Origin of the sequence: Cognaticolwellia aestuarii (assembly GCF_002000025.1) — a bacterium.
GTDB lineage: Bacteria > Pseudomonadota > Gammaproteobacteria > Enterobacterales > Alteromonadaceae > Cognaticolwellia > Cognaticolwellia aestuarii.
This window is the reverse complement of the sequence record NZ_MUZV01000006.1, coordinates 1-25,295: the sequence shown is the minus strand read 5'-3', so window position 1 is coordinate 25,295 and position 25,295 is coordinate 1. Positions and strand designations below refer to the sequence as shown.

The 25,295-nt window shown below is 37.8% G+C and carries 23 protein-coding genes and 1 tRNA gene; 13 read left to right on the top strand and 11 right to left on the bottom strand.

Going from position 1 to position 25,295, the window contains the following annotated elements; all coding sequences use genetic code 11:
• Window positions 1–5 precede the first annotated feature (5 nt).
• Entirely contained in the window at window positions 6–1,037 is a 1,032-nt protein-coding gene (gene pyrC, locus B0169_RS10300) for a dihydroorotase (protein ID WP_077285898.1), read from the bottom strand.
• 86 nt (window positions 1,038–1,123) lie between these two features.
• Complete coding sequence (gene yejK / locus B0169_RS10295) at window positions 1,124–2,221, bottom strand: nucleoid-associated protein YejK (RefSeq protein ID WP_077285897.1); 1,098 nt, start codon at window positions 2,219–2,221, stop codon at window positions 1,124–1,126.
• A gap of 78 nt (window positions 2,222–2,299) precedes the next feature.
• Here yejK and B0169_RS10290 point away from each other — a divergent pair, with 78 nt between their 5' ends.
• From B0169_RS10290 to B0169_RS10280, 3 genes are all read left to right on the top strand, one after another.
• A complete protein-coding gene (locus tag B0169_RS10290) occupies window positions 2,300–2,521 on the top strand; it encodes a YejL family protein (RefSeq protein WP_077285896.1) in 222 nt (73 codons plus the stop codon).
• 56 nt (window positions 2,522–2,577) lie between these two features.
• The gene (locus tag B0169_RS10285; RefSeq protein WP_077285895.1) at window positions 2,578–4,272 is read left to right on the top strand and encodes a DUF3413 domain-containing protein; all 1,695 of its coding nucleotides are present in this window, start codon (window positions 2,578–2,580) and stop codon (window positions 4,270–4,272) included.
• 98 nt (window positions 4,273–4,370) lie between these two features.
• A tRNA-Pro gene (locus B0169_RS10280) sits at window positions 4,371–4,447 on the top strand.
• A gap of 891 nt (window positions 4,448–5,338) precedes the next feature.
• On the opposite strand, the gene B0169_RS10275 is transcribed toward B0169_RS10280, so the two are convergent.
• The 3 genes from B0169_RS10275 to B0169_RS10265 form a co-directional block, all read right to left on the bottom strand.
• Window positions 5,339–5,788 (bottom strand): REP-associated tyrosine transposase, encoded by a 450-nt coding sequence (locus B0169_RS10275; RefSeq protein ID WP_077285894.1) that lies wholly within the window; start codon window positions 5,786–5,788, stop codon window positions 5,339–5,341.
• A 240-nt stretch (window positions 5,789–6,028) separates the two neighbouring features.
• The gene (locus tag B0169_RS10270) at window positions 6,029–7,045 is read right to left on the bottom strand and encodes a hypothetical protein (RefSeq protein ID WP_085328669.1); all 1,017 of its coding nucleotides are present in this window, start codon (window positions 7,043–7,045) and stop codon (window positions 6,029–6,031) included.
• A 241-nt stretch (window positions 7,046–7,286) separates the two neighbouring features.
• Window positions 7,287–7,820: a hypothetical protein gene (locus B0169_RS10265; RefSeq protein ID WP_077285892.1), complete on the bottom strand. Its 534-nt coding sequence runs from the start codon at window positions 7,818–7,820 to the stop codon at window positions 7,287–7,289.
• Between the two features lie 770 nt (window positions 7,821–8,590).
• Here B0169_RS10265 and B0169_RS10260 point away from each other — a divergent pair.
• Together B0169_RS10260 and B0169_RS10255 are read left to right on the top strand one after the other, a co-directional pair.
• Complete coding sequence (locus tag B0169_RS10260) at window positions 8,591–9,373, top strand: S1/P1 nuclease (RefSeq protein ID WP_077285891.1); 783 nt, start codon at window positions 8,591–8,593, stop codon at window positions 9,371–9,373.
• Between the two features lie 217 nt (window positions 9,374–9,590).
• Complete coding sequence (locus tag B0169_RS10255; protein ID WP_077286130.1) at window positions 9,591–10,307, top strand: ZIP family metal transporter; 717 nt, start codon at window positions 9,591–9,593, stop codon at window positions 10,305–10,307.
• Window positions 10,308–10,327: 20 nt separating this feature from the next.
• Here the strand turns inward: B0169_RS10255 and B0169_RS10250 are convergent, their stop codons facing one another.
• The 5 genes from B0169_RS10250 to B0169_RS10230 all read right to left on the bottom strand — a co-directional run bounded on the left by B0169_RS10250 (window position 10,328) and on the right by B0169_RS10230 (window position 15,472).
• Complete coding sequence (locus tag B0169_RS10250; RefSeq protein ID WP_077285890.1) at window positions 10,328–10,915, bottom strand: TetR/AcrR family transcriptional regulator; 588 nt, start codon at window positions 10,913–10,915, stop codon at window positions 10,328–10,330.
• A gap of 115 nt (window positions 10,916–11,030) precedes the next feature.
• Entirely contained in the window at window positions 11,031–11,888 is an 858-nt protein-coding gene (gene yghU / locus B0169_RS10245) for a glutathione-dependent disulfide-bond oxidoreductase (protein ID WP_077285889.1), read from the bottom strand.
• A 24-nt stretch (window positions 11,889–11,912) separates the two neighbouring features.
• Complete coding sequence (locus tag B0169_RS10240; RefSeq protein WP_077285888.1) at window positions 11,913–12,587, bottom strand: glutathione S-transferase family protein; 675 nt, start codon at window positions 12,585–12,587, stop codon at window positions 11,913–11,915.
• A 315-nt stretch (window positions 12,588–12,902) separates the two neighbouring features.
• A complete protein-coding gene (locus B0169_RS10235; protein ID WP_077285887.1) occupies window positions 12,903–14,567 on the bottom strand; it encodes a SulP family inorganic anion transporter in 1,665 nt (554 codons plus the stop codon).
• Window positions 14,568–14,809: 242 nt separating this feature from the next.
• Window positions 14,810–15,472 carry a YoaK family protein gene (locus B0169_RS10230; RefSeq protein ID WP_077285886.1) on the bottom strand — a complete coding sequence of 221 codons (663 nt, stop codon included), beginning with the start codon at window positions 15,470–15,472 and terminating at the stop codon, window positions 14,810–14,812.
• 376 nt (window positions 15,473–15,848) lie between these two features.
• Here B0169_RS10230 and B0169_RS10225 point away from each other — a divergent pair, with 376 nt between their 5' ends.
• From B0169_RS10225 to B0169_RS10190, 8 genes are all read left to right on the top strand, one after another.
• Entirely contained in the window at window positions 15,849–16,229 is a 381-nt protein-coding gene (locus B0169_RS10225) for a BlaI/MecI/CopY family transcriptional regulator (RefSeq protein ID WP_077286129.1), read from the top strand.
• Window positions 16,230–16,232: 3 nt separating this feature from the next.
• Complete coding sequence (locus B0169_RS10220) at window positions 16,233–17,195, top strand: M56 family metallopeptidase (protein ID WP_077285885.1); 963 nt, start codon at window positions 16,233–16,235, stop codon at window positions 17,193–17,195.
• A 97-nt stretch (window positions 17,196–17,292) separates the two neighbouring features.
• The gene (locus tag B0169_RS10215) at window positions 17,293–18,567 is read left to right on the top strand and encodes a TolC family protein (RefSeq protein WP_143323510.1); all 1,275 of its coding nucleotides are present in this window, start codon (window positions 17,293–17,295) and stop codon (window positions 18,565–18,567) included.
• Window positions 18,568–18,577: 10 nt separating this feature from the next.
• Window positions 18,578–19,816, top strand: coding sequence for an efflux RND transporter periplasmic adaptor subunit (locus tag B0169_RS10210; protein ID WP_077285884.1), 1,239 nt, complete (start codon window positions 18,578–18,580; stop codon window positions 19,814–19,816).
• Window positions 19,817–19,825: 9 nt separating this feature from the next.
• Window positions 19,826–22,972 carry an efflux RND transporter permease subunit gene (locus B0169_RS10205; RefSeq protein WP_077285883.1) on the top strand — a complete coding sequence of 1,049 codons (3,147 nt, stop codon included), beginning with the start codon at window positions 19,826–19,828 and terminating at the stop codon, window positions 22,970–22,972.
• A 61-nt stretch (window positions 22,973–23,033) separates the two neighbouring features.
• The gene (locus tag B0169_RS10200) at window positions 23,034–23,675 is read left to right on the top strand and encodes a HupE/UreJ family protein (protein ID WP_235838550.1); all 642 of its coding nucleotides are present in this window, start codon (window positions 23,034–23,036) and stop codon (window positions 23,673–23,675) included.
• 51 nt (window positions 23,676–23,726) lie between these two features.
• The gene (locus tag B0169_RS10195; protein ID WP_077286127.1) at window positions 23,727–24,239 is read left to right on the top strand and encodes a hypothetical protein; all 513 of its coding nucleotides are present in this window, start codon (window positions 23,727–23,729) and stop codon (window positions 24,237–24,239) included.
• Between the two features lie 29 nt (window positions 24,240–24,268).
• Window positions 24,269–24,628 (top strand): DUF6488 family protein, encoded by a 360-nt coding sequence (locus B0169_RS10190; RefSeq protein ID WP_077285881.1) that lies wholly within the window; start codon window positions 24,269–24,271, stop codon window positions 24,626–24,628.
• 275 nt (window positions 24,629–24,903) lie between these two features.
• Here B0169_RS10190 and B0169_RS10185 read toward each other — a convergent pair whose 3' ends face one another.
• On the bottom strand, window positions 24,904–25,212 hold the full coding sequence (locus B0169_RS10185; RefSeq protein WP_077285880.1) for a tellurite resistance protein TehB: 309 nt from the start codon (window positions 25,210–25,212) through the stop codon (window positions 24,904–24,906).
• Window positions 25,213–25,295: the final 83 nt, after the last annotated feature.

The following is a 25,295-nucleotide window of genomic DNA, read 5'->3' as shown; positions in this document are numbered from 1 at the left end:
ATCTCCTACAACTTTACTTGCCAAGCAATGCTTTCGCTTGCTCGAATTGGAACAACAACATCATCACCAAACGCCATGGTAGCAGGTACTGGCCATGCGGTTTTTTCTAAGGTGATTTTGTCTTGGTTAATCGGTAAGTTGTAAAAGTTAGGGCCATTTAAACTAGCAAATGCTTCTAATTTATCAAGCGCACCGGCTTGTTCGAAGGCTTCTGCATAAAGTTCAATGGCCGCATGGGCAGTATAAGCACCCGCGCAGCCACAAGCTGATTCTTTGGCACTTTGTGGATGTGGTGCGGAATCTGTACCTAAGAAAAACTTAGCACTACCACTTGTAGCAGCTTCAATAAGTGCATCTTGGTGAATATTACGCTTGAGAATTGGCAGGCAATAAAAATGTGGGCGTATACCGCCAACCAACATGTGGTTACGGTTGAATAATAAATGATGAACAGTAATTGTTGCTGCAACGTTATCACCGGCAGCTTTAACGAAATCAACCGCATTTTTAGTAGTGATATGCTCTAACACTATTTTCAAGGTTGGATACTTGGCAACTAATGGACGTAATATGCTATCGATAAACACAGCTTCACGATCGAATATGTCGATAGCGTGATCAGTGACTTCACCGTGTACCAACAATGGCATATTAACTTCTTCCATTGCTGCTAATACTGAGGCAATGTTATCTACATTGGTAACACCAGAAGATGAATTGGTTGTAGCACCTGCTGGATAAAGCTTTGCGGCATAAACTATACCAGATGCTTTTGCCGCTTTAATATCTTCAGCTGTTGTTTGGTCTGTTAAGTACAACACCATTAACGGCTGGAATTGAGCGCTTGGCTTAGCGGCCATAATGCGTTGGTGATATTGCATTGCAAGCTCAGCATTGGTTACTGGCGGCACTAAATTTGGCATGACAATCGCGCGACCAAAATAGCGGCTAATATCAGCTACGGTGTTAGTTAAAGCGGCGCCATCGCGCAAATGTACATGCCAATCGTCTGGACGTGTGATTGTGATAGTCGTCATTTTATTTCCTATTAATTCTTTGCGTTCTACGGCCATTTTCCAGGCCGTATATTTGTGTTTTACTGCGCTAACATATTAGCTTAGTGCTAAAAGTCATTTTCTGAGTCTTCGTTACTTGACTCTACTGCCATTGTTGCTGGCTGATTTTGTTTCGCGTTGTTTTCTAATAAGGCAAGTAACTGGGCTTTTAAGTTTGGTGGTACTTTAAATATAGTAATGCTTTCGTTAGCTTGGTTATAAACTACATCTTGACCCAAATGGCTGCGCTCAAAACTTAAGCTAATACCATTACCGTATCCTGAATATTTCGTGACTTTGTTAACAACAGCTTGATCATGAGGGAATGACTCCTCAATTGGGTATGATTGCTCTTGGCAAAATTTGTAAAAGTCTTGGCCATTTTCTTCAGTTTTGATGACATCGCCAAGTTCTTGTAACGATACATCTTGGGCTGACTCTTTTTGCTCTTTACAGTAAGTTAATAATTCTTTTCGCGTTTGTTGTTTTTCATCAGCGTCAAATTGATTAACCGCAACAAAGTCTTCTACTGCTTGTACTAATGTTTGCGTTTGCTCTTTTGCGTTTAAACCTTCTTCACAACTTAAAAAGTCTAAGAAAAAGTCAGAAACTTTACGTCCCGCACGGCCTTTAATAAAAGAAATATAACGATTACCTTCAGCATTATCTTGATAATCAAACAAGTCTATACGAGCGGCTAGCTGTAATTTACTGGTGTCTAAATGTTGATCGGCAGAAATATTTAATTCACCGTCAACAGAGTAATGCTCTGAAATTGGAATAATAGCGGCTAGTAAATAACGGCCTCCCATATACTCGTAATGACAAACAATTAAATAGCCAGTTTCAGCAAGATCGTATTTTTCTAATTCGTTTTTAAGTAAATTTGCTGCTTGGCTGCTAAATTGGTGAAAACTTTGTGCGTCGCCCAAGTAGCTTTCCATAATATCAACAAAACGAGCGCTATCGCCCTCAGCTGGCATGGAAGAAAAATGTCCGTATGCTTTACTGCCCTTACTGTTGTAAATTTTATGTAAGGCATCAACAAAATTTTCAATTTTGCTGCTCGCGGCGACATCTTCAGGCCCTAACCTGAGTAAAACTTCACCAGTTTCTTCTTTTTTAGATAAAAAATGCAGTGCAATGTTCGAAATTATTAAGCTCATAGATAAAGGTCAGTATTATATTGTTCGGGCATTTGATAAACTTAAGTCTGTTTATTAAATTACCATTAAGTGTTTAAGATGCCTATTGTATCCAAGTATTCCAACGAACGTGTAGAAAAAATTATTAAAGATTTGCATAATGTACTCGTAAAAGAGTCTGCAACCCCTGATCTAGCGCTAATGTGCCTAGGAAATACCTTAACAGAAATTATTGTAAATAATATTCCAGAAGAGCAACGTGAAGCTATAGTAGACAATTTTGCCGGTGCATTAAAACAATCTATACAAAATTCTAAATAAAACGTATAACTTAAAAGCGACAATGACAAACAATAATAAGAGAATTTAACGACGCAATGGTTTCATTTGAATCAAAACCCTATAGTAAACGCCTATTACAATTAGTTAGTTGGAGCCATTGGTTCACCTTTTTTAATATTATTGCTGCGATATTATTATCGTCTATTTATATATTAAGTGAGACGATGCCTGACACCTTATTAGGTAAAATCTATTTGGTTACGACGTGGTTAAGCCACATGGCGTTTTTAACTTTTATGAGTTTTGTACTCATTTTGTTCCCGATCACCTTATTATTTCCAAGAACGAGGTTTATACGGGTTGTCGCTTCTATCATTTTTACCGCCGAGTTATTACTCTTATTACTCGACGCATATATCTATACCCGATTGGGTTATCATTTAAATATATCCTCAAGTGCCCCAATACTTGAGCTTATTAGCAATGAAATACAGCAAAATAGTCGTGCATTCTGGTTTGTTAGTTTAGTACTGACCATGGTGATTTTATCTTTTGAACTTATCACCTCAAACTATGCATGGAAGCATTTAAAAGAATTACAAAAAACAATTTTTGCCAGGTTTATTGTTATCCCGTTAGTGGCCTTTTTCTTTTTAAGTCACATTGTTCATATATGGGCTGATGCTAACCTTGAATATGACGTATTACGCCAAGATACCGTATTACCGTTGTCATACCCATCAACCGCTAAAACCCTATTAACAAAATATGGCATGTTCGATGAAGTTGACTATATTGCTCGCCGAACCAGCCCACTTGCCTTTACGGATTCAGTACCTCAATATCCGATTTACCAAGGACAATGTCCGAGCGATAACGCATTAAAACAATCTGTTTTTATGGTGATATCAGATCAAACATTGCAAGTTAAGCAATTAGATAAAATTAAGCATAGAATCAAGCAAGGCAAACTCTCGCTTGATAATCATGTCGATAACGCGTTACCAAAAGAGGCTTGGTTTAACCTGTTTTATAGTTTACCGAGTATCTATAAAAAAGCACTAACAGAACAACAAGCACAACCTTTGCTATTGCAAATTATGGCGAGGAAAGATTTAGCAAAATCATTTACCGTTGTCGGTGAAAGTAGCAACGAACAAGCTTTAAAAGACATGAGCTTATTCACGCTAACCGATAAATTATTTCCAGAGAAAACCAAGTTAGATGACATTTCAAGTTTGATATTTGCCGATAAACTTAATAGCTACGCACCGGGTTTACATGTGTTCTATTTTAAAGGCAATAATAGTTATCAGTTTGAGTTATTTTTAGACGCCTTGATATCAGCGCAAAATAAGAAGCAGCAAAAAGATATTCTATGGATCAGCTCGATTGGCAATCATACGTTTGACACAAGTTTATCCATTAAACCAGCCCTACTGGTTTTGCCGGAAAGCAAAAATAGATCTATTGGTAAATTAACAAGTCACATGGATGTACAGCCAACATTAATTAAGCGCTGGCTATCGTGTGATATTGAAGCTAAAAGCTACAGTAATGGTACCGATATTAAAAAGTTAAGTAATGACCGTATCATCGCTAATACAATGGATAATGGCATCGTCGTTTTCAATAAAGATAAGTCAATGTTTGTTGACCAAAACGGTAACTTCCAAAGCTATTCTATTCAACTTACTGCGCCTATTACGGCTAAACCTGACTTTCCACTGATGATTGATGGTGTGCACTTTATCAAGCAATTCAGTAAACAAGGAAATAAAGTACAATAATTAGGCGCTTAACGAGTAGAATGTGTTTTTTAATTGCATTTAAAGCATAAATCATTATCATACCAACATAAGCTTTTATCCCCATTAAGCTTATATTTCGGGGTATAGCGCAGCTTGGTAGCGCGTGCGTCTGGGGGACGTGAGGTCGCAAGTTCGAATCTTGCTACTCCGACCAATCAAAAATAAAAAAGCCTTGTTTTTACAAGGCTTTTTTATTACCTAAGTTTTTACCTAGCCTACTAACTACAAGGTAAAATATTTACCACTAATTGGCGCTTTAGGTTCATAGAAGAAACTGAGCTTACAATTTCTCGCATAGACTTGATAATAACTATCAGGCCTAACGAAAATATTACATTGATGACCTATAACAGTGGTCTACTTCCCAGCCAAAACCTCAAAAACAAAGTTATAAAAGCGTTAAATTATTATTTTGTTCAATATTAGTTAGTTTTAGCGACATTTTTATCACTGAAATATTTGCACTCAATCACTGATCGTATCTCAACTTATCCATATAATGTTTATCTGATGATTTTTTCAGTAAAATGTATTGAAATGTATATTGCTACTTAATTCATTAATAATTGTAGGTCGGGCTTTAGCCCGTCAAACTAGAACTATAACCGGCATAACGGCCGACCTTCAAAATATAATTATTGCCAATTTTATCGCGGCCTTTCTGACTTTCAACCTCTATAAGCTCGGCTTTTATGCGCTTCAATAACTTATGGCTGGTTGGTATTTTATCGTTTCGAAGTTGTACCAACATGCTGCGATAAAATTACAGTTGATTTAGGCCTGTTTTACCTTCTGAGCCGCTCAATGCATACCTTGTGGTAGTAGGTCAGTTTTGGTGCCTGTTTGTTCGGTCATTTTAAAAACGGTAAAGTGGACAACTCGTTTAAGTAGTTTAGATACCACGCACAGCCTCGCCTAGCGTGTTACACATTTTATTAAAGTTTGGCTACTTATTCATTGTTGTACAAAGTGTCTCTTCATTTGTAGGTGAGTCTTTAGGCTAACATTTAAAATTGTTTAATAATTTTTCGGGCTAAAGCCCGACCTACAGATATATTGAATTCCAATATGGATATTTTTTTATATCCTTAACTAGCCCTTTTCTTAATGGGTTAGCGACTATATACCGGGCGATATTCTTTCTATTTTCTTCTTCACGTAATGCATGATCATAAAAGGATGTTTGCCATAGTTTCCCTTTACGGCCTAGCTCAGCATTTATTTTATACGCTGTGGTGCCTTTTAATTCAGCTATCACCTTTGATAGCTGCACCTTCTCGCCTAACCGTAATAAACCATGAAAGTGATCAGGCATTAATACCCATGTTAACCATTTACATTGGTTCTTTTTTTCATTTACTGCGATATGTTTGCAAAACAAGCGTGCAATTTTAACATCTTCAAATATTGATGACCTATTATGGATATTAAAAGTTATAAAATATTCTGTATTTGCTTGTGAGTATCGTCCTGTTCTTAAGTCATTCCATGACATCAAGCCACCCTCTATTTTTCAGATTAAAAGCCCGACCTAAAATGCTTAATATAGGTTAGCCTTTTAGCTAGCTACTGTAATCTAAACAGGTTGCTCTCATATGTAGTTATTTACTAGCAAGTATCATTAGCGTAAAGCGCTAAAAGTACCTAGGTTTACTGTCGAATTGTACCGAGTTTCATAAAGTAGCTATGATTAAGCTCATCATAAAACGCATGAACCTGAAAGGTTACAATTGTCTTAGCACACTGGGGGCGCACATTGTGCTATTTCAGCTTCAAGTGTTACTAGCTCTGCTCTATTTTTTACAGGCATACTTTTGGTTAAAGCCAAAATTTCGACAACACTGAGCTTTTTGTTATGTAACCTTGTCGGTTTTTTGCAAACCTCAAAGACACCTTTTAAGCTTTTTTGGAAGTAATACCTAAGTTTTGGATTACTGGGATCACTTACATTTATGGAAATAATAATGAATTCGGCATCCACTACTCCAATTTTATCTATAAGTTGGCTAGTTGGTACCTTCCCCCAATATAGTCGGGGAAATAAACCGTTGTAGGGTAATATTTTATTTATCATGGAACTTAGTGAACAACCATTAAACAATTCGGCAGTCAGTTTTCGAAAGTTTGTTAGGTAATGAAAATCGCTGTTCACTTTGTTGAGACTATTGGCTGATACCACACCTTCTGGAGCAGAGATGCTTTTATACTGGCTGCGCTTGGCAATATCTAAAAGATCAACCTCAGGCAATTGATGCAAATGTACTTCATAGCCTTTTTTATGTTTAAACTTGTTGAGTGTTTTATTGTTATTACTGACTACGACGCATGTAATTTCTTTTTGGGGAAACAACAACTGTAACAGAGTAAACTTTTTTTCGAATTTTCTTTCACAGCCTTTAAGACTTTGTGGGTTTTGTATTAATGTACATTCATAAAAAACAAGCTTACTTTCACTCACCTTTATTGCATCGAACTCAGCCATTGATACACCATCGCTATTGTAAATGCACTTGCCGAACTTATCGCAATAAAAGCCTGTTAAAATAAATTTTTTTCCTTTAGGTGCGTAAGCGTGTTTGCCTACCAACTTAAAAGTATCATTGTTATTTTTTGTCAATTCGTTGATCAAGTATTCGTAAAAAGATGCTTCATAAACTTCGCCTTTGAAAATCATTTTAGGCTTTTCGTCATGCGGAGACTTAATAAAGTTTTTTGAGCTGCTGTAATACTGTTTATATAAATTCATATTCATAATGGTGATAAGTCGATAAATTGATTGTGATAAAACTCATGCAGCTTTTGTATTTATTCTTATCGTTCTCAAATTTTAGACATATTATAGAGCGATCATAAACCATTATTGAGCTTTTAGTTTTCTACTTGTTTATAACGCTAATGAATGCGTTTTTGTCGCTTGGTTTATTATATAGTTTAAGTTTAATAAACCTCAGAGCTACCTGAAACGAGATCGAGAAATTATACAAAAATTAAGACTATCGAGTAATAAGGTAAAAAATATTGAGCTCTCCCGATTTATGAAGCAAGTGTAATCGCTTTATAGGTAAGGTTAATTTGACGTTGTGAGTTTCACTTTCATGGGAGCCTTTCATTTGAATGCTCAGGCTGTTTTCTAGTAGCCCTTCAATTTTTAGCTGAAGTCTTTTCCCTGAAAAAGCCACCGGTACAATATATTCTTCGCCATTAGCCTTTATAACAACCTTAAATTTACCCTCTTCATTCTTGTTAAATTTTAGGTTAATGGAGTGCAGTTTTTCTTGATCAGTTAACGTAAGCGAAAACTGTCCGAGCCTGTCGTTTGATTTTTTATCTAAAGAAAAGAGCATTGAAATTACATTAGCATCATCTTTAATATCTTGAATAAATGCCGAACTTGATGACATTTCCCCCGACGGTTCAGCTAAAAATAGTTGAGTTTGCGTATCGGCTTGTGTCGAATATGACATTACAGTCAAAGCGATAGCAATCAGCTTGGTAAATTTTTTATTTGAAGAAATTAGCTTCAACATTTTGATCCCTTTGGTTTAAGCTTATGCAATCTAGCACTTAATCTTAGCTAAAAGTTAGTCAACGATGATTCTTACTATAAACAAAAATTAAGCCGCGTTTTATAATTTATTTATAAATTTTTTCATTAAATTATGCACTAAGCAAAAACTGTTTAATTTATAACAAAGACAAATTCGTAACATTGCTCGTTTATATTTTATTTTTACTCAATATTAATAAAGTGATGCGCTTTGATTACTCTTGCTCTTGAGTGAAGTGGGTACACGATGTGGTGATGCCAATAGCTTATTATAAGCTTGATTTTTTGAGTATCTAACAAGTTTTAGAGCATGTTTTATATTTTAATTAACACGCTTTTTTTCATTAATTAACTAATATAAAGGCTTTAGAGTAAAAGGTTTTAATATAATAAATTCAAATACTTGCACGGTTATGTGTTACCTTTATCATTCGTAGTATCGACAGTTAATAATAGATTCTATTACTATTTTCTCTGTAAGTTTGCCCCGTAAAGTGTATTTAACGTTATAAGATGCACTATTCTTGTTTACGCGTTAATCTCAGCTGCGCTAACATCGCGCTGAATAATGTTGTTGTTAAGCCACTCATTACTCATTGTCCATGTTCAGTTAACTGAAGTTAAATCAAGCTAAGTTATTAATAAATATTCTCAATGGTTATGGTCAGTTACCGTTAAATTAGGTAAATTAGTGGGTAAACATGTGCTTTAGTACTTACTGCACAAATAATACCCTCAGGACCCTTGTACATGAGAAATAAATTTAACGTCAAAGTAATACTCTTATTATCATTTTTAAGCACTTCTACATTCGCACTTGGCCCAAACGGGCACCGTATTGTTGCTGATATAGCAGAAAACAATTTAACCTCGGACGCTAAAGCGGCGCTGATGCAAATAACTAATGGCGACCCTTTAGCAAAGTTAGCTAATTGGCCTGATGAAATTCGCTCAGATAAACACTGGGATTTTGCTAAGCCTTGGCATTATGTTTCTGTTGATGATGATGAATCTTTTGTCGGCCTTGCTCGCGCTAAAGATGGCGATGTATTGAAAGCCTTGTCTGACTTTGAGCAACAGCTTAGAGACAAAACACTTAGCCGTGAAAAAAAATGGCAAGCACTGGCATTTTATATTCATTTTACTGGCGATATTCACCAACCATTGCATGTGGGTCGCAGAGATGACCGTGGCGGAAATGATATTAACGTGAACTGGTTTGGTAAAGAAACAAGGCTTCATGCGGTTTGGGATTCGTCATTAATTGATAATCAAAAACTCTCGTATACAGAATATGCTAATTTTTTAAACAATTACACGCAAAGCACAGTAGCTACTTGGCAAGCCGCTAACTATTTAGATTGGGCTAAAGATTCTAAAGCATTACGAGACAAGGTTTATGACCTGCCTAAAGACAAAAATATTGGCTATCAATATGCTTACAAAAATACCCCGCTACTGAATAAACAAATGTCTAAAGCCGGTGTTCGCCTTGCTGGCAAATTAAACGAAATTTTTAAAGACGCCCAGTAATACTGAGTATTCGCCTCGCTATCACTTGGCTGTAATGTAATTTTGCATGCTTGAAAGTGAGGCTTGTTCTATAAACATGGATTATTTAATGGTGATGTTGACTCAGGTGTTGTTGACTTAGGTATTGTTGACGTAACCACCTGGAAATTTACTGTTAGTTAACCTTAATCCGTTTTTAAATGCTGTAGGTATCAATTAGCTCATTATGGAAACCAATATGACTACTCTGTTCATTGTGATCGCATGCTCATTGCTTTCAGGCTTAGCAATGGCTTTAGGCGCGGTATTCGCATACTTTGAAAAAATTGATAACCAGTTAATTGAAGATGAATTAAGGCATGGCATTACCGCCTTTGGCGCTGGTGCGTTGTTATCTGCTGTTGCCTTAGTATTAGTACCCGAAGGTATTGAAAACCTAATGCCATTGACGGCAAGTATCTGGTTTATCACTGGTGGTATTTGTTTTATGCTGCTTGATATTTTTCTTAAAAAAATTAATACGCCGGCCAGTCAACTGGCCGCAATGTTGTCTGATTTTATTCCTGAGTCTATTGCACTCGGTGCTGCTTTCGCCACCGGTAACAGTAACGCCTTTTTACTTGCTGCGCTTATTGGTTTACAAAACTTACCAGAAGGTTTTAGTGCCTATCGAGAACTAAATTCAACCGCAGCTTACAAACCGAAAAAAATCATCCTGATGTTTGCCTTAATGGCAGTACTAGGTCCTATTTCTGGTATTTCAGGCTACCTTTGGTTGTCAGAGTTTCCACAGGCTATTTCAGCGATTATGTTATTTGCTTCGGGTGGCATTCTTTACTCTATTTTCCAAGATTTGGCACCACAAGTTAAGTTAGAAAAGCACTGGGCACCACCAATGGGTGCCTTGCTAGGATTTGTGTTAGGTATGCTTGGCCTAATGCTAACAGCTCATTGATTTTATCAATAAAATTATTATCAAGCTTGTAATCGAAGGAAAATATCGTCAATATAATTTTCAATCAAGGTACTATTGTTAGTGACTTGAGCATAGGTTTTTAAACCAATAAGTTGAATTTGTAAAAATCGAGCTAACTCTGCGGGATCTTTATCTTTATTGAGTTCACCTTGGTTTATTGCTTGTTGAAAAATATCAGCGAACGCCGCTTCCACATTAACTAATATTTGCTTTGCGACAGTCAGTAACTCAGGGCTATCGTTTTGTGTTAACTCTGCAATACTTTTAACGATCATACACATGCCATTTGGCGCTGAGTTATCATTGCATACTGCCACACGATTCATGAATAACTTTAAACCTGCCAGTGCTTTAGGTTTTTCTGCTATACAATTAGCCAGATGCTTTGCACTTTCTTGTGCATAACATTTTAAGGCCTCTTTAAATAAATTGTCTTTACTGCCAAAAGCTGCATAAATACTACCGGGGCGCATATCAATAACATCTTGTAAATTTCTCATTGATGTGGCGTGATAGCCTTTTTGCCAATAAAGGTTTTTGGCTTTTTCAATCACTTCGTCGCGATCAAATTTTGCTTTGGTACTCATATCTACTTAAAGCCCCTACTTAATAATAAATAAACGATAAAAATCAAGTAACAGTAACGATAACAGTCATGGTACTCGATTTTTAATTTTATCATTTATCGTTGTTGTACGTCATCTAAATGGGCTTAAGCGCTAAAACTTTGTCAATATCTTCAGCACTATGACGGTTTTCAAGCTGCTCCCAAGCTTCACCCCATGTTCGATTAACGATACAACCACGTTGAACTGCGGGTCTAGCTAGCATTGCTTTAGCCCAACGTTGAATGTGGCTATAGTCTGCAACTTGTAAAAAGTCTTTAGCATCGTAAAGCTTACCCAGGATCAAATTACCATACCAGGGCCAAGTAGCGATATCGGCAATGGTGTACTCATCACCCGCAATAAATTCATGTTTGGCTAACTGCTTATCTAACACGTCTAATTGGCGCTTAGTTTCCATGGTAAAACGGTCAATAGCATATTCAAATTTTTCTGGTGCATAAGCATAAAAATGGCCAAAACCACCACCTAAATAAGGCGCTGAGCCGTGTAACCAAAATAACCAATTCATCACTTGTGTACGCTGCGTGCTTTTTTCAGGTAATAATGCCGAATACTTTTCTGCTAAATAAACTAAGATAGAGGCCGATTCAAATACCGTTTCAGCACCTTCAGGTGTGTGATCAACCAAAGCTGGTATTTTCGAATTAGGATTAATATCCACAAAGCCTGATGAAAATTGCTCACCTTCGGTAATTTTGATCATGTGGGCATCATATTCAGCTGGCTTACCTAAGGCTAACAATTCTTCTAGCATGATAGTGACTTTTTGGCCATTAGGTGTTCCCATTGAATACAGCTGCAAAGCGTGTTCACCTACAGGTAATGTTCTGGTATGCGTAGCACCCGACACTGGGCGATTGATACTTGCCCATTTACCACCGCTTTCGGCATCATGAGTCCATACTTTTGGTGGTGTATATTGCTCTTTCATTTTATGAGTCCTAAAATTTTATGCTTATTCAGTGAAGTTTTGTGGGTAAAGAGCACGTGCTGCTTCATCATCAAAATCAGATTTAAATACTAAATCTTTAGCAATATTGCGTGCTCGTTCTACTGCAGGGCGAGCATTAATATTCTCAAACCAACGTTTGATATTTGGGTAACTGGCTAAACCCTCTTCGCCTAACACTACCGCCGCTTTATCAATCCAGCCCCAAGCAGAAATATCAGCAATTGAAAATTCATCGCCAACGATATATTCACGCCCTTCCATATGTATTTCTAGGACTTGATAATGGCGTTTTGCTTCAAACAGGTAGCGGTTAATGGCATAAGGTACTTGCTCAGGTGCTGCATGTCTAAAGTGAACAGACTGACCAGAAAATGGCGCTAACCCCGTAGCTAAAAACATTAACCAAGACAACATTTCGCTGCGATCTTCTGTTTTCCCCGCCAATGCACCTGTTCTTTCAGATAAGTACATTAAAATGGCGTTTGAATCGAATACCCGCTTGCCGTTATCGACAATTGACGGCGCTTTACCATTAGGATTAATGACTCGATATTCTGCTGTATGTTGTTGACCTTTCAAAGTATCAACAGGTATTAATTCATAAGGCAATGCCAACTCTTCTAGGCACAGAGCAACTTTCATAGGATTGGGTGTTGGGTGAAAATAAAATTTGATCATATATAACCTGTCAATTGTGAAAACCTGAAATGGCGGTTCTTAAAGTTACGACTACTATAAACTGACATGAACAGTCGTTCAAGCAATATTTGAGCGACTGTTCAAGGTTGTGAAAGTGACGGTGGTTTTACCTAGAAAATCAAAGAAAAAATCGATAGTGATTAATTGTTAGCAAGTCGTTGTGGGATGAAACTGTCGAGAATAATTAGATTGCAACACAAGCAAAACTTATTGTAAGCCTTGCTTGTGCACAGTTACTGGTTTATAGCGTGTATTTAACTAACGCAAGATAATACTTGAAGCGAGTCATATGCATTAACGTTCGTCATTTGAAATACTTTCAACATAGGTTAATGACGCTAAAAGTGCTTCATGACGAAAATCATAAATGTTTTCTTTTGGCACCATGTCTAACAAATCAAATTTAGCTAATTGTTGGCGAGTTTGTTCATTAGGACAAAGTATTAACACCGCGCAATTGGCTTCTTGAGCATCTTTAATTGCGTTTTCAAGTGCTAAGCCAACCGTAACGTCAAACATGGGAACGTCAGTTAAATCTAAAATCATCGCTTGGTAGTCACCGACACTGCTATGTTGTCGTGATATAGCTTTTGAAACGCTAAAAATCATCGGCCCTGATAAATAGAAGAACAGCACTTTACCGTTGGCTCTATCAAGTAATACACGTTCACTGTCCGTAAGTGGCACAACATCTTGATCGTTATCACTAATAGCTTTTACTTGTCTTGCTTGCTCTCTACTTAATTGCTCGATAATAATGATATTAGAAATAAATACGCCAAGCCCTACTGCAACAATTAAGTCAACAAACACGGTAAGTAGCATTACCCCATACATGATCATCATGCCTTGTAAGCTGACTTTATGTGCGCGTTGTATAAAACTCCAATCTAAAATATTAAAACCGACATACACGGCAATACCGGCTAGAACAGCCATAGGAATAGGCTCTGTTAATCCGCCAGCCATTAACACCACTAAGGCAAGCACTAGCGCCCTAACAATCCCTGATAAAGGAGAACGAGCGCCAACCTGAATATTGGTAACTGTGCCCATAGTAGCGCCCGCACCAGGTAATGCGCCAAATAAACCAGAAATCATATTAGCAAGGCCTTGCCCGCGAAGCTCCTTGTCTGAGTCGTGCTCAGTGCGCGTTAATGAATCACCAATAACCGCTGTTAATAAAGTGTCGATACAACCTAAGGTACCGAGTACCAAAGCATCGACAATCATGGTCATAAACATATCAGCGTTAAAATGCGGGATAACAATTGATGGTAAACCGGCTGGTATTTCACCGATACGTCGAATGCTGTCAGTGTCAAAAAATAAAACGGATAATATGGTAATAGCAACAAGCGCTACTAACTGCGCAGGCACATATTTACGATAGTGTTTTGGAAAAAAGAACAACACCGCTAGCGTTAAAATGCCTAGCAGTAACTCACTAAAATTAATATTCGTTAAAATATTGGGTAAAGCTGAAATTGTGCCTAAAACGCCACCTGGCGGAGCCGCTTGGCCTAAAAGTGGTGATAATTGTAGAATAATTAAAATAACGCCAATACCTGACATAAAGCCAGAAACCACACTATATGGCATTAAAGTGACATATTTACCAAGTTTGAGTGTACCAATGAGTATTTGAAAGGCACCTGCCATCATCACTACAGTAAAACCCATCGCCATACCCGATTCAGGATATTTTGCCATCATGCTGGTAAGTACCGCAGTCATTATTACGGTCATAGGGCCGGTAGGCTCAGAGATCAGGGATGTAGAGCCACCAAATAAAGCGGCAAAAAGGCCAACTAAAATAGCGCCCCAAAGTCCGGCTTCTGCACCTGCACCAGAGGCAACACCAAAAGCGAGTGCCAAGGGTAAAGATATAATTGCCGTTGTAACACCACCAAATATATCACCTTTAAAACTAATATCATTAAAGCGACCAGCAAACAAAGTTCAATTCCTCAGCTAAATTTCAATGCGGCAATTCTACCAAAACTTTTTCGGGATAAGTATAAAATCAGCGAGAGAACATCAGAAAATTATGCACTGTAAGTGCATTTTACCAAGGACTCGCGACAATTATGTCACTTGCCGCTAAATAGCTAGCAAATAGTTTTAAAAATGGTGACTAATCGCCGCATTGAAAGTAAGCGCTACACACTATACCTAGCTGCTGACAATAATGCTTAGCTTTAACTGCTGACCTTGGCATTGTAGAGTGAATACGATAAAGCCAATAACAAACATAAACTGGCAGGAATAAATAACGCGTGGAATTTATAAAGGCTAAAAAAGAATGCGCCTGAAGTACCACCCATAATAAAACCGGTAATGATCAAAACTAACAACAGTGCTTTGCGTTTATCAAACACTTCGCCCCGCAACTTAGCTCCTAACATAATACCTAAGTCGGTAAATATACCGGTAACATGAGTCGTTCTGATAATAGCGCCGCTAAAGGTGCTCGCAAGAGCGTTTTGAAGTCCACAAGCTGCTGAAGCTAAATAATGCCCATTTAAGGAGTCATTCGTAAGGAAGTATGTTGCACCAACAAGAAATATCACTTCAACATAAAGTAAGCCACTGTAGTTTCTACCTAACTTCAATGCGCCATTACGTAAGAAATAACCGGATATTGCCGCGCCAATAACAAAACTAAGAACCACAATGGATAAATGCAGTACATCAGCGGCTGTTGAATTGAACATTCCCGTGCCAATTAACGTTGCTGTACCTGACAAGTGCGAAATAGATTGATGCTTAAAGCCCAGTAAACCAATTGCGTTAACTAGCCCAGCAATAAGTGCTAGCAAGAAAGAGCCATATTCCACCCAACGGGGTAACTTTGAAATCACTAAAATACTCTCGCTAACAAATTATCAGTTGTTAAATATAGCAGCCAACATGCAAACTAACAGCGCTGCGCGAAGCAAAAATTACAGTTTGTTCTTGATAAACCTTGATAAATATCTGCATGCCCTACTTGTTATCATTTTACGCTCAGGTGTTTAACAATAAAAGCTATTAAAGCAAAAAAGTTGATCAGAACACATTTATGTAAAACAAAATCAATTGATTAGTTTTTTATTGCTCTATTACAGTAGAGTTACTGGTGTTGCCCGCTAGCATACTAGATATCATCTGACTTTTTATTAAAACCGATTGACGATAGGTTTTGGTTGGTATACATTAAACCCAGCGTTAATCGGTTTTGTTTTAAAGGTAGATATTATGCAACTTGGTGAATTAGAAAAAATGGTTTTACAGTACTTATGGCAACATAAATCTGCTGATGTAAAAGAAGTCTACAATCATTTTGAAAAGATTCGAGGCGGCAGTTTAAATACATACCAAAGCACTTTAGATAGATTATATAAAAAAGAGTTGTTGTCTCGTTATAAAGTTATCAATGCGTATCAATATCAACCTAAGATTGGTAGACATGAATTGATTGGGCAACTTATCAAGTCAGTCACCAATGATTTTGTTACCGATGAAAATAGCTTAGTCGCTGCCTTTTCATCTATTTCACAAGATTTTAATGAAGAACAATTAGATAAACTTGACGCGTTAATTGAAGCTCAACGTATAAAGCTAGCGCAGGACAAATAAGTCATGATTGAAGGTCAATTAGCTATCTGGCTCAACATATCGACTATTCTTGTTCTATCGTTCATTATTGCTAACTTTTCTGTATCAGTATTCATTTCCATACTTGCTCAACAGTTTTTAACGATACAAGTTGAGTCACGAAAAATCATTCTTTGGCTACTCGTCATACTACCTTGGTTAGCAAGCATATCTGTTGCCCTATTGTTTCTGAATGGCTATATGACCTCGACCATTTTTGATTCCGAAGCTGAATATGCTCATTGGCATCACATGAGTGAATTCAACTGGTTAAGTTGGCATGGAGCAACGCTAATGATTGCGTTAAGTTGTATGTTTTATTTAGTTGCTAACAAGCTAATTAAACTTAATATTCACCGTAAAAAACTGTTGAGTTTAACGAGCTTATCTCAGCCAATTGATAACAATATTTTTGAAATTCAGGTATCAAATCCAGGCGCGTTTACCGCCGGCTTTATCAGAAAAAAGTGCTTTATCACTTCGGGGATGCTCAAAGAAATGACCCGTGAAGAAGTTAACGTAATTTTGGGTCATGAAAAAGCGCATGCACAGATGAATGATCCCTTAAAAAAATGGTTATTTAGTGTATTTTGTGAGTTTTTCATTCCAACGTTAGCAAAACATTTGAAACTTCATATGATGTTAGCAATGGAACAAGCTGCTGATAATGCTGTAGTGACAAATGAAGTACCTTCCACCTTTGTCGCAGGAACGTTAGTGAAAGTTGCACGGTTAAATGCTAATTATACCCCACTCAAGGAAAATGAACTGGTTGTTAATTTTGGTGCTGATATTTTAGAGCAACGAGTTTATTTTTTATTGGGGCAATTAACTTTAAAACCAGCAAATAAATGGCTAACAGCCCTATTCATTACCTTAATTTTTATTGGAATATTATCCTCAATTGATGGGGTTCATCACATCATAGAAACAGTATTTAGCCACTAATATTAAAGGCTTAACGCGAGTTTTTTTTACACATAAAACCGACTACCAGTCGGTTTATCAAAACCAATTTACATAAAATTATATAAGGGGACTCAATTTGTCTATCTTTGTACAACTGACTATGAAACCGACTGGCAATCGGTTTTTATATCTAAAGAAACTGACTATTTTAGCAGGATTTATTATCCCATTTAGCGTTTCGGGACAACAGACAATAACGCTTAATGATGCTATTGGTCTTTCGTTAAAACAACACCCAGATCTAAAGTCCTTTGTACATAAGCTAGATGCTTCTAGAGGGATGTTAGCGCAAGCAGGTGTGTCTAGGCCATTAACTGTCAATATAAATGTGGAAGATGCTCTGGGAACAGGAGCCTATTCTGGCGTCTCGGGTATGCAAACGACGATGAGTATATCATGGCTGTTAGAGCGCGATATTATTGATTCAAAGATCAAGGTTGCTAAGCAAAGTGCTTCGGTATCAATTTTTGAAAAGGAAGTTAAAGCACTTGATATTGCTGCTGAAACCGCAAAAATATTTATCACGCTGTTATCTCAGAAGGAGCAATTAGCACTTGCAAAGCTTACTAGAGATCAGGCACAAAAATTATTAAAAGAAATAAATTTACGTGTCGGCGCTGGTAAAGCAAATATTATCGATGAGTTACGTGCTAAAGCTGACCTGTCAAAGAAAGAACTCGTTGTTGAAGATTTATTACACGAAATTGAAGCAAGCAAAGCGCAATTAGCTGCTCAATGGGTAGGCGATACTGACTTTAAAGTAGACGGGACTTTAATCGGCATTCCTACCATTTCACAGCTTGAGTTGGCGTACGAACAATTAAAGTCTAACCCGCGCTTAAAAGTTTTTGCCTCACAGCAACGTATTGCTGAGTCCAAAATTAACTTAGCAAAAGTTAATGAAAAGCCTGCTTGGACTGTTAATACCGGTATCAAAAGAAATGAAGCGATTGACGATTTCGCATTAACTGCAGGGATATCCATACCGCTTGGAGGAGAAAACAGAAATCGTGGACAGATTATGGCACTGCAAGCTAAAAAGCACCAAAGCATGGCTGAATCAGATGCATGGTTTAAACGTATTTCTACGCAATTATTACTGCTAACTCATAAGCTTGAGCATAACCGGCATGTTATTGATGAGTTGTCTCAAGAAACGATCCCTACACTAGAGCTAGCAAGTGATAAAGCTGTAAACGCCTACAAAATTGGCCGCTATCGATTCGCTGATTTATATATCATTCAACAAGAATTAAACGCTATGCAGCTAGAGCTGATTCAAGCTTATACCAACATTCAACTATTTAACATTGAGTTAGAGCGCTTAACAGGCTCATCAATTTCTATGTAAGAGAGAAAAAATGAAGACTAAAAATATTATTACTGCGATTTTATTGGGACAGTTATCGATAGCGAGCATGTCGGTTAGCAACATAGTACATGCGCAATCAGCCATCGAATCCGTTAAAGAAGAAGTAGAAAAAGGCCCCAATAACGGGCGAATGTTACGTGATGGTGACTTTGCTATCGAGCTATCTATTTTTGAGGATGGTATGCCTCCTGAGTTTAGAGTTTTTGCTACCAAAAGGGGGGCAAAAATTTCAGCTGAAGATATTGACGTGGATGTAAAACTTTTTCGACTAGGCAATGTTATCGATGAGATTAATTTCTTTGCAGAGCAAAACACGCTTCGAGGCGACATGGAGATATACGAACCACATTCTTTTCAAGTGCAGTTAACGGCAAAATATGCAGGTAAGACATATCAATGGTCATACGATAATTTTGAAGGCCGTGTTGCGATAGCAAAACAGATTGCAGATGCAATGCAAATTGAAACAGAAGCTGTTGTTAGCCAGGTTTTCGATGAAACGTTAAAAGTTTTTGGGAAATTAACCGTAGCTCCTAATGCCGTTCGACATGTCAGCGCTCGATTTCCTGGCGAAATTAAAACATTGCATGCTGTTTTAGGACAACGCGTTAAAAAGGGGCAATTATTAATGACGGTTGAAGGTAATGAGAGCCTTCAAACCTATAAGGTTTACGCACCAATAGGTGGTGTTGTTACAGCACAAAATGCTGGAGCAGGCGAGCAAACGAGTGATAGGAGCCTGTTGACTATTTCTGATACTAGCAAACTTATTGCTGAATTGGGTGTATATCCGATGGATCAGGCAAAAGTGAAACTAGGCTCGTTGGTTAATATTTCAATACCTGGCAGCGATAAAGTGATTAAAACGCAATTATTTGATGCTTTATTTAATGTTAATAACGAACAGGCAAAGTTATTTAGAGCTGAGGTTGATAATGCTAATGGCTCACTTAAAGCCGGTCAGTTCATTTCTGCTGAAATACTACTCGACTCTTATAACGTTCCTATGGCCGTAAAATCGGCTGGTTTGCAATCTTTTCGCGACTTCACCGTGGTATATGCGAAAGTTGATGAGCAATACGAGGTAAGAATGTTGGACTTAGGTAGGAAAGTAGGACCCTGGGTGGAAGTTTTAGGCGGTATTGCTGCCGGCACTGAATACGTGGCAAAAAATAGTTACATCATCAAAGCAGATATCGATAAATCTGGTGCGTCTCACGATCACTAAGGAAGTAGTATGTTGGAATCAATTTTAAAATTTTCAATCGAGCGAAGTAAGTTAATACTGGTATTTGTATTAGCAATTTCAGCGCTCGGCTTATGGAACTTTACGAAGTTACCCATAGATGCGGTACCTGATATTACTAATGTGCAGGTAATCATAAATACAGAGGCACCCGGTTATACACCGCTAGAGGTAGAACAAAGGGTAACCTATCCGCTTGAAACGGCTTTAGCTGGTGTACCGGGCTTACAAAGTACGCGCTCTGTTTCTCGATATGGTTTGTCTCAGGTTGTCGCTATTTTTACAGATGACACTGATATCTATTTCGCCAGACAACTTGTAGGTGAAAAGCTTAATGCAGCCACCGGTGAGTTACCAACCGGCTTAGCACCTGTACTTGGTCCTATTGCTACGGGGTTGGGCGAAATCTTCATGTTTACCGTTGATGCCGAACCAGGAGCAAAAAACGAGGATGGAAGTGACATAACCTCAACGGATCTTCGAACAATCCATGATTGGATCATTAGACCGCAATTGATCCAAGTTGAAGGGGTTGTTGAAGTAAACCCTATTGGTGGCTATAAACGAGAAATTTTAATCACACTTGAGCCTGAGAAGCTTTTGGCTCATGGATTAAGCCAACAAGATGTTATCGCTGCTGTTGGTACTCATAACCAAAATAAAGGCGCTGGTTTTATCGAAAAAAATGGCGCTCAATGGCTAGTGCGTATTCCAGGCCAAGTTGAAGATGTCATCAGTTTAGGAAATATTCCGATTGCAACACGCACTGGCCAATTTCTAAAAATCAAAGACGTTGCTCAAGTAAAAGAAGGTAAAGAGCTACGTACTGGCGCAGCTACTCAAGACGGGCATGAAATCGTACTTAGTACGGTATTTATGTTGATAGGGGAAAACAGTCAAAAAGTTGCTAAAGCGGTAGGTGAAAAACTAGCTGAAATTAATAACGGTTTACCTGCCGGTGTGAATGCTAATGCGGTTTACGATCGCACTAATCTCGTTAACAAAACCTTAGACACAGTAAAGATGAACCTGATGGAAGGGGCGATTCTTGTTATCGTTATCTTGTTCCTTTTGCTAGGTAACTTTAGAGCGGCATTGCTTACCGCTGCTGTGATCCCATTTGCGATGTTAATGACAGTGACAGGCATGGTACAAACTAAAACAAGTGCGAATTTAATGAGCTTAGGGGCACTTGATTTTGGTTTACTTGTTGATGGTGCAATTATTATTGTCGAAAATTGCATGCGCAGGCTTAGTCATGCCTCAAATGGCAAGGTACTGCCAATCAAGGAAAGGCTAGCATTAGTCTTTGATGCAACACGTGAAGTTATTCGCCCTGCTCTATTTGGTGTTTTCATTATTACCGTGGTGTATTTACCTATTTTTGCGTTATCAGGTGTTGAAGGGAAAATGTTCCACCCAATGGCGATTACGGTTGTTATTGCGTTAGTAAGCTCAATGCTACTGTCAATCACTTTTGTGCCTGCGGCAATAGCGCTGATGTTTAAGGGTCCGATTGTTGAGAAAGAAAACATTATTATGAAGGCAAGTGAGTCTTTGTATAAGCCTGTTTTATCTTTTGTACTTAAGGCTCGATGGCTTGTCGTTGTAACGGCGTTCTCATTGGTGATTTTTGCTAGTGTTATGGGCAGTAAGCTCGGTAGCGAGTTCGTACCTAACCTAGATGAAGGTGACATTGCTATGCATGCGCTTCGTATTCCAGGTACTTCGCTTTCACAGTCGGTTGAAATGCAAAAGATTTTAGAAGCAAAAATTAAGGAAATGCCTGAAGTTGAGTTGGTTTTCGCAAAAATAGGGACACCTGATGTGGCAACTGATCCTATGCCACCGAGTGTTGCTGATAACTTTATTATGCTTAAACCAAGAGATCAGTGGCCAAATCCTGATAAATCTAAAGACCAATTAGTTCAAGAACTTGAAAGTATCGTTACGCCAATACCGGGTAATCGCTATGAGTTTTTACAACCGATACAAATGCGATTTAATGAATTGCTTGCCGGTGTTCGCTCTGAGCTTGCGATTAAAGTTTTTGGTGATGACTTTGAAGCCTTGGCTAGTTTAGGTAAGTCTATTGAATCAGCGATTGAAGGTGTCGAAGGCATTAGAGATATTCAGGTTGAGCAAACGAAAGGTCTTCCTATTCTTACTGTTGTGACAAAAGATGAAAAACTGGCGATGTATGCTATCAGTAAAGCTGATTTACAGCAGCAAGTTGCACTTGCTATTGGTGGAGAAACCGTCGGCAAGTTTTATCAAGGCGATAAACGATTTGATATAAAAGTACGATTACCTGAAATAACCCGTAATAATGTTGATGGTTATACTCAGTTACCAATTGCGTTACCAAGTGGTGGTTATGTTCCCCTTCAAGAACTAGCGTCTATTGCAATGGTTAATGGTGCTAATCAGGTAAATAGAGAAAATGGTAAACGTCGAGTTGTTGTTACTGCCAACGTTCGAGGCAGAGATTTAGGTAGTTTTGTTGGTGATATTAAGCAAGCTATTGAGGCAAATGTTGATATGCCATCTGGGTATTGGGTTGAATATGGCGGTACTTATCAAAAACTGCAATCTGCCTCGCAGCGTTTAAGTGTTGTTGTACCTGTTACGCTTGTTTTAATTATTGGACTTTTATTGCTTGCTTTAGGCTCTTTTAAAGATTCTATGATTATTTTTACGGGTGTTCCGTTAGCTTTAACGGGCGGTATATTTGCACTCGTACTAAGAGATATTCCTTTCTCAATATCTGCTGCGGTTGGCTTTATCGCGCTATCAGGCATCGCCATTTTAAATGGCTTGGTGATGGTTTCTTTTATTAGAGAGTTAAGAAAAGATAAGTTTGCCTTAGAAGAAGCCATCATTAAAGGTGCACTGACTCGATTACGCCCAGTATTAACCACAGCGTTAGTCGCGTCACTCGGTTTTATTCCAATGGCGCTAAATACCGGGATAGGCTCTGAGGTTCAAAGACCTTTAGCCACTGTTGTTATCGGCGGTGTTATATCTTCAACCATATTAACACTATTTGTTCTGCCCGCTCTGTATCGCTTGCTACATGGAAGAGATACGAAAACAGTAGAAGACATAGACACTTATTCAATCTCAACTAAAGGGTAAATTAATGTTAGGAAAATTTAAACTAACGTATTTGCTGTACCCATTATTTATTTTCTGTGCGATGGCTTCTGTTGAAGCCTTCGCTCACGGAGTGGATGATAGTACACGCAGCTTCTTACAAAATAATACCGGCATTCAAATATTGCCATTTATGTATATTGGCGCAAAACACATGGTAACGGGTTATGACCATTTGCTGTTTTTAGTGGGCGTTTTGTTCTTTTTACGTAATACACGTGATGTTTTACTTTACGTTAGCATGTTCACGGTAGGTCATAGTTTAACCTTGATGACGGGTGTACTGGCTAATATTCAAGTAAATGCTTATTTGATTGATGCCATTATCGGCTTGTCAGTTGTTTATAAAGGCTTTGATAACTTAGGTGGCTTCAAACATTTTTTTGGCAAGCAACCTAACCCTAAAAAAGCGGTGCTTATTTTTGGTTTATTTCATGGCTTTGGTTTAGCAACCAAGATACAAGAATTTGAATTGCCTAGCGAAGGGCTTGCGACAAACTTATTGTCTTTCAATATTGGTGTTGAACTAGGTCAATTTATTGCGCTGATGTTTATTCTGTTAGCGATTAATTATTGGCGTCAACTTGCAAGTTTTAATAAATTCGCCAAAACCACTAATACCGCCTTAATGAGTGCAGGCTTTATGCTCGTTGGCATGCAATTAACAGGTTACTTTATCAATTAATCTAACACTAAAAAATAATTATATTAACTAATCATTATGAGAAAAATATTTATGGATTCACAAAAAACAAGTCGTTCATTAATTAAAGCGACGGTAATTTCACTACTAATTGCTATTGTTTCACTGCTGCTTTTTATTTTACCTGCAGAATACAATATTGACCCTACAGGTATCGGTGGAGAATTAGGCCTTACCGTTTTTAATGAAGAGCCTTCACAAACATCAACCATGGTTTCTAAAGCCGGTCAACAGGACTCGGTTATCTTAACGGTTCCAGCTGGCAAAGGTATTGAATATAAGCTGGCCATGCAAAAACATGCTAAAGCAAGCTATGAGTGGACAACCGATGGTGGAAGCTTATATGTCGATTTACATGGTGAGCCAACGGGAGATACAACGGGGTATTTCGAATCTTATACCATCGCGACGGTTACAGAAATGAAAGGCAGTTTTACCGCACCATTTGCAGGCTCGCATGGCTGGTACTGGAAAAATAAATCTGATCGCGATATTCAGGTTCAACTTATTTTCAATGGTGAATACGCCATTGAAGGTCTTAAGTAATTAATCAATAAAGTAAAGGTAATAGTAATATGAACATCTTTAAAAAAATAATCTTAATTTCGTCTTTAGCACTATCTGCGACTGTTTTTGCTCATTCTGATGGTCATGGAAAAGTCAATGCTGAAAAAGTCATCGAAATAGCACAAACTTCTGCCAAAATGCTCTCTTTTAAAGACCACGGTATGTCTGTCGGAAAAATTGATAAATCATGGAGCGATGTAACTAAGGAGCAATTTAGAGTAGTTGAAGAAAAAAAATCAAACTACATTGTCAAAGCAATCAATACTAAAACGAAAGAGATACTTTATTTCAACATAAGTAAAAATGGAAAAATAAAAGACGTTAAAACTGGTAGCTCATTTAATAGTAGTCATGGTCATTCTCATTAACACTCCAGGGTTATCTCATAGCGTGTAATAGTTTGATATGCCACAGTTAAGAACTTATAAGCTTAACTGCACAGGTATCGAATTAATGTATTTGTTGTGATAATTGGTATAAGCATCGGAATGAATCGTACCATTTCAAAAAATGGGCACTTAAATAAAGTGCCCTCATTCGCATCAATATGGCGTTGACGAATAAACTTTAACTCTACACGAAGGTTTTGCGCTGTATACTCACGCCATAAAAACAAATACTTATAGATCGTGGCAAATGCTGACTAACCAGGCTTTTTCGCCAACATAGTCGCAAATTGTAATTTTGCACCATTATGCATAGTACCAACGTTTTCATTGTACTTAATTAATTCCCAACCTTGATACGCCTGACGTAATTGACCTGCTTTTAAGGTAAATGGAAAAGGAACTGGGCATGGGTTTTCTTCAGTATTCATCGCACAGACAATTAAGTTAAAACCTCCAGGCAGCGTGCACTTTTGCATATCAGCTATCACATCATCAGCACAAGAAGGGTCAATAAACATTAACGTTACAGTACAGAAAATAAATCCATAGTCTGGACTTCCCATAGTTTGCTAGACACCTAATGAGTTACATTGTAACTTCTAAAAAGAGGTGTTTTATGAGCAAAGGCAAACGGTATACCCAAGAA

Bases quoted from the DNA above. Each gene is read 5' to 3' on its own strand.
- yejK (WP_077285897.1), bottom strand. From the start codon at position 2,221: ATGAGCTTAATAATTTCGAACATTGCACTGCATTTTTTATCTAAAAAA.
- B0169_RS10285 (WP_077285895.1), top strand. From the start codon at position 2,578: ATGGTTTCATTTGAATCAAAACCCTATAGTAAACGCCTATTACAATTA.
- yghU (WP_077285889.1), bottom strand. From the start codon at position 11,888: ATGAAAGAGCAATATACACCACCAAAAGTATGGACTCATGATGCCGAA.
- B0169_RS10250 (WP_077285890.1), bottom strand. From the start codon at position 10,915: ATGAGTACCAAAGCAAAATTTGATCGCGACGAAGTGATTGAAAAAGCC.
- B0169_RS10255 (WP_077286130.1), top strand. From the start codon at position 9,591: ATGACTACTCTGTTCATTGTGATCGCATGCTCATTGCTTTCAGGCTTA.
- B0169_RS10270 (WP_085328669.1), bottom strand. From the start codon at position 7,045: ATGAATATGAATTTATATAAACAGTATTACAGCAGCTCAAAAAACTTT.
- B0169_RS10275 (WP_077285894.1), bottom strand. From the start codon at position 5,788: ATGTCATGGAATGACTTAAGAACAGGACGATACTCACAAGCAAATACA.
- B0169_RS10190 (WP_077285881.1), top strand. From the start codon at position 24,269: ATGAACATCTTTAAAAAAATAATCTTAATTTCGTCTTTAGCACTATCT.
- B0169_RS10195 (WP_077286127.1), top strand. From the start codon at position 23,727: ATGGATTCACAAAAAACAAGTCGTTCATTAATTAAAGCGACGGTAATT.
- B0169_RS10220 (WP_077285885.1), top strand. From the start codon at position 16,233: ATGATTGAAGGTCAATTAGCTATCTGGCTCAACATATCGACTATTCTT.
- B0169_RS10240 (WP_077285888.1), bottom strand. From the start codon at position 12,587: ATGATCAAATTTTATTTTCACCCAACACCCAATCCTATGAAAGTTGCT.
- B0169_RS10225 (WP_077286129.1), top strand. From the start codon at position 15,849: ATGCAACTTGGTGAATTAGAAAAAATGGTTTTACAGTACTTATGGCAA.
- B0169_RS10200 (WP_235838550.1), top strand. From the start codon at position 23,034: ATGGCTTCTGTTGAAGCCTTCGCTCACGGAGTGGATGATAGTACACGC.
- B0169_RS10260 (WP_077285891.1), top strand. From the start codon at position 8,591: ATGAGAAATAAATTTAACGTCAAAGTAATACTCTTATTATCATTTTTA.
- B0169_RS10205 (WP_077285883.1), top strand. From the start codon at position 19,826: ATGTTGGAATCAATTTTAAAATTTTCAATCGAGCGAAGTAAGTTAATA.
- B0169_RS10265 (WP_077285892.1), bottom strand. From the start codon at position 7,820: ATGTTGAAGCTAATTTCTTCAAATAAAAAATTTACCAAGCTGATTGCT.
- pyrC (WP_077285898.1), bottom strand. From the start codon at position 1,037: ATGACGACTATCACAATCACACGTCCAGACGATTGGCATGTACATTTG.
- B0169_RS10290 (WP_077285896.1), top strand. From the start codon at position 2,300: ATGCCTATTGTATCCAAGTATTCCAACGAACGTGTAGAAAAAATTATT.
- B0169_RS10185 (WP_077285880.1), bottom strand. From the start codon at position 25,212: ATGGGAAGTCCAGACTATGGATTTATTTTCTGTACTGTAACGTTAATG.
- B0169_RS10210 (WP_077285884.1), top strand. From the start codon at position 18,578: ATGAAGACTAAAAATATTATTACTGCGATTTTATTGGGACAGTTATCG.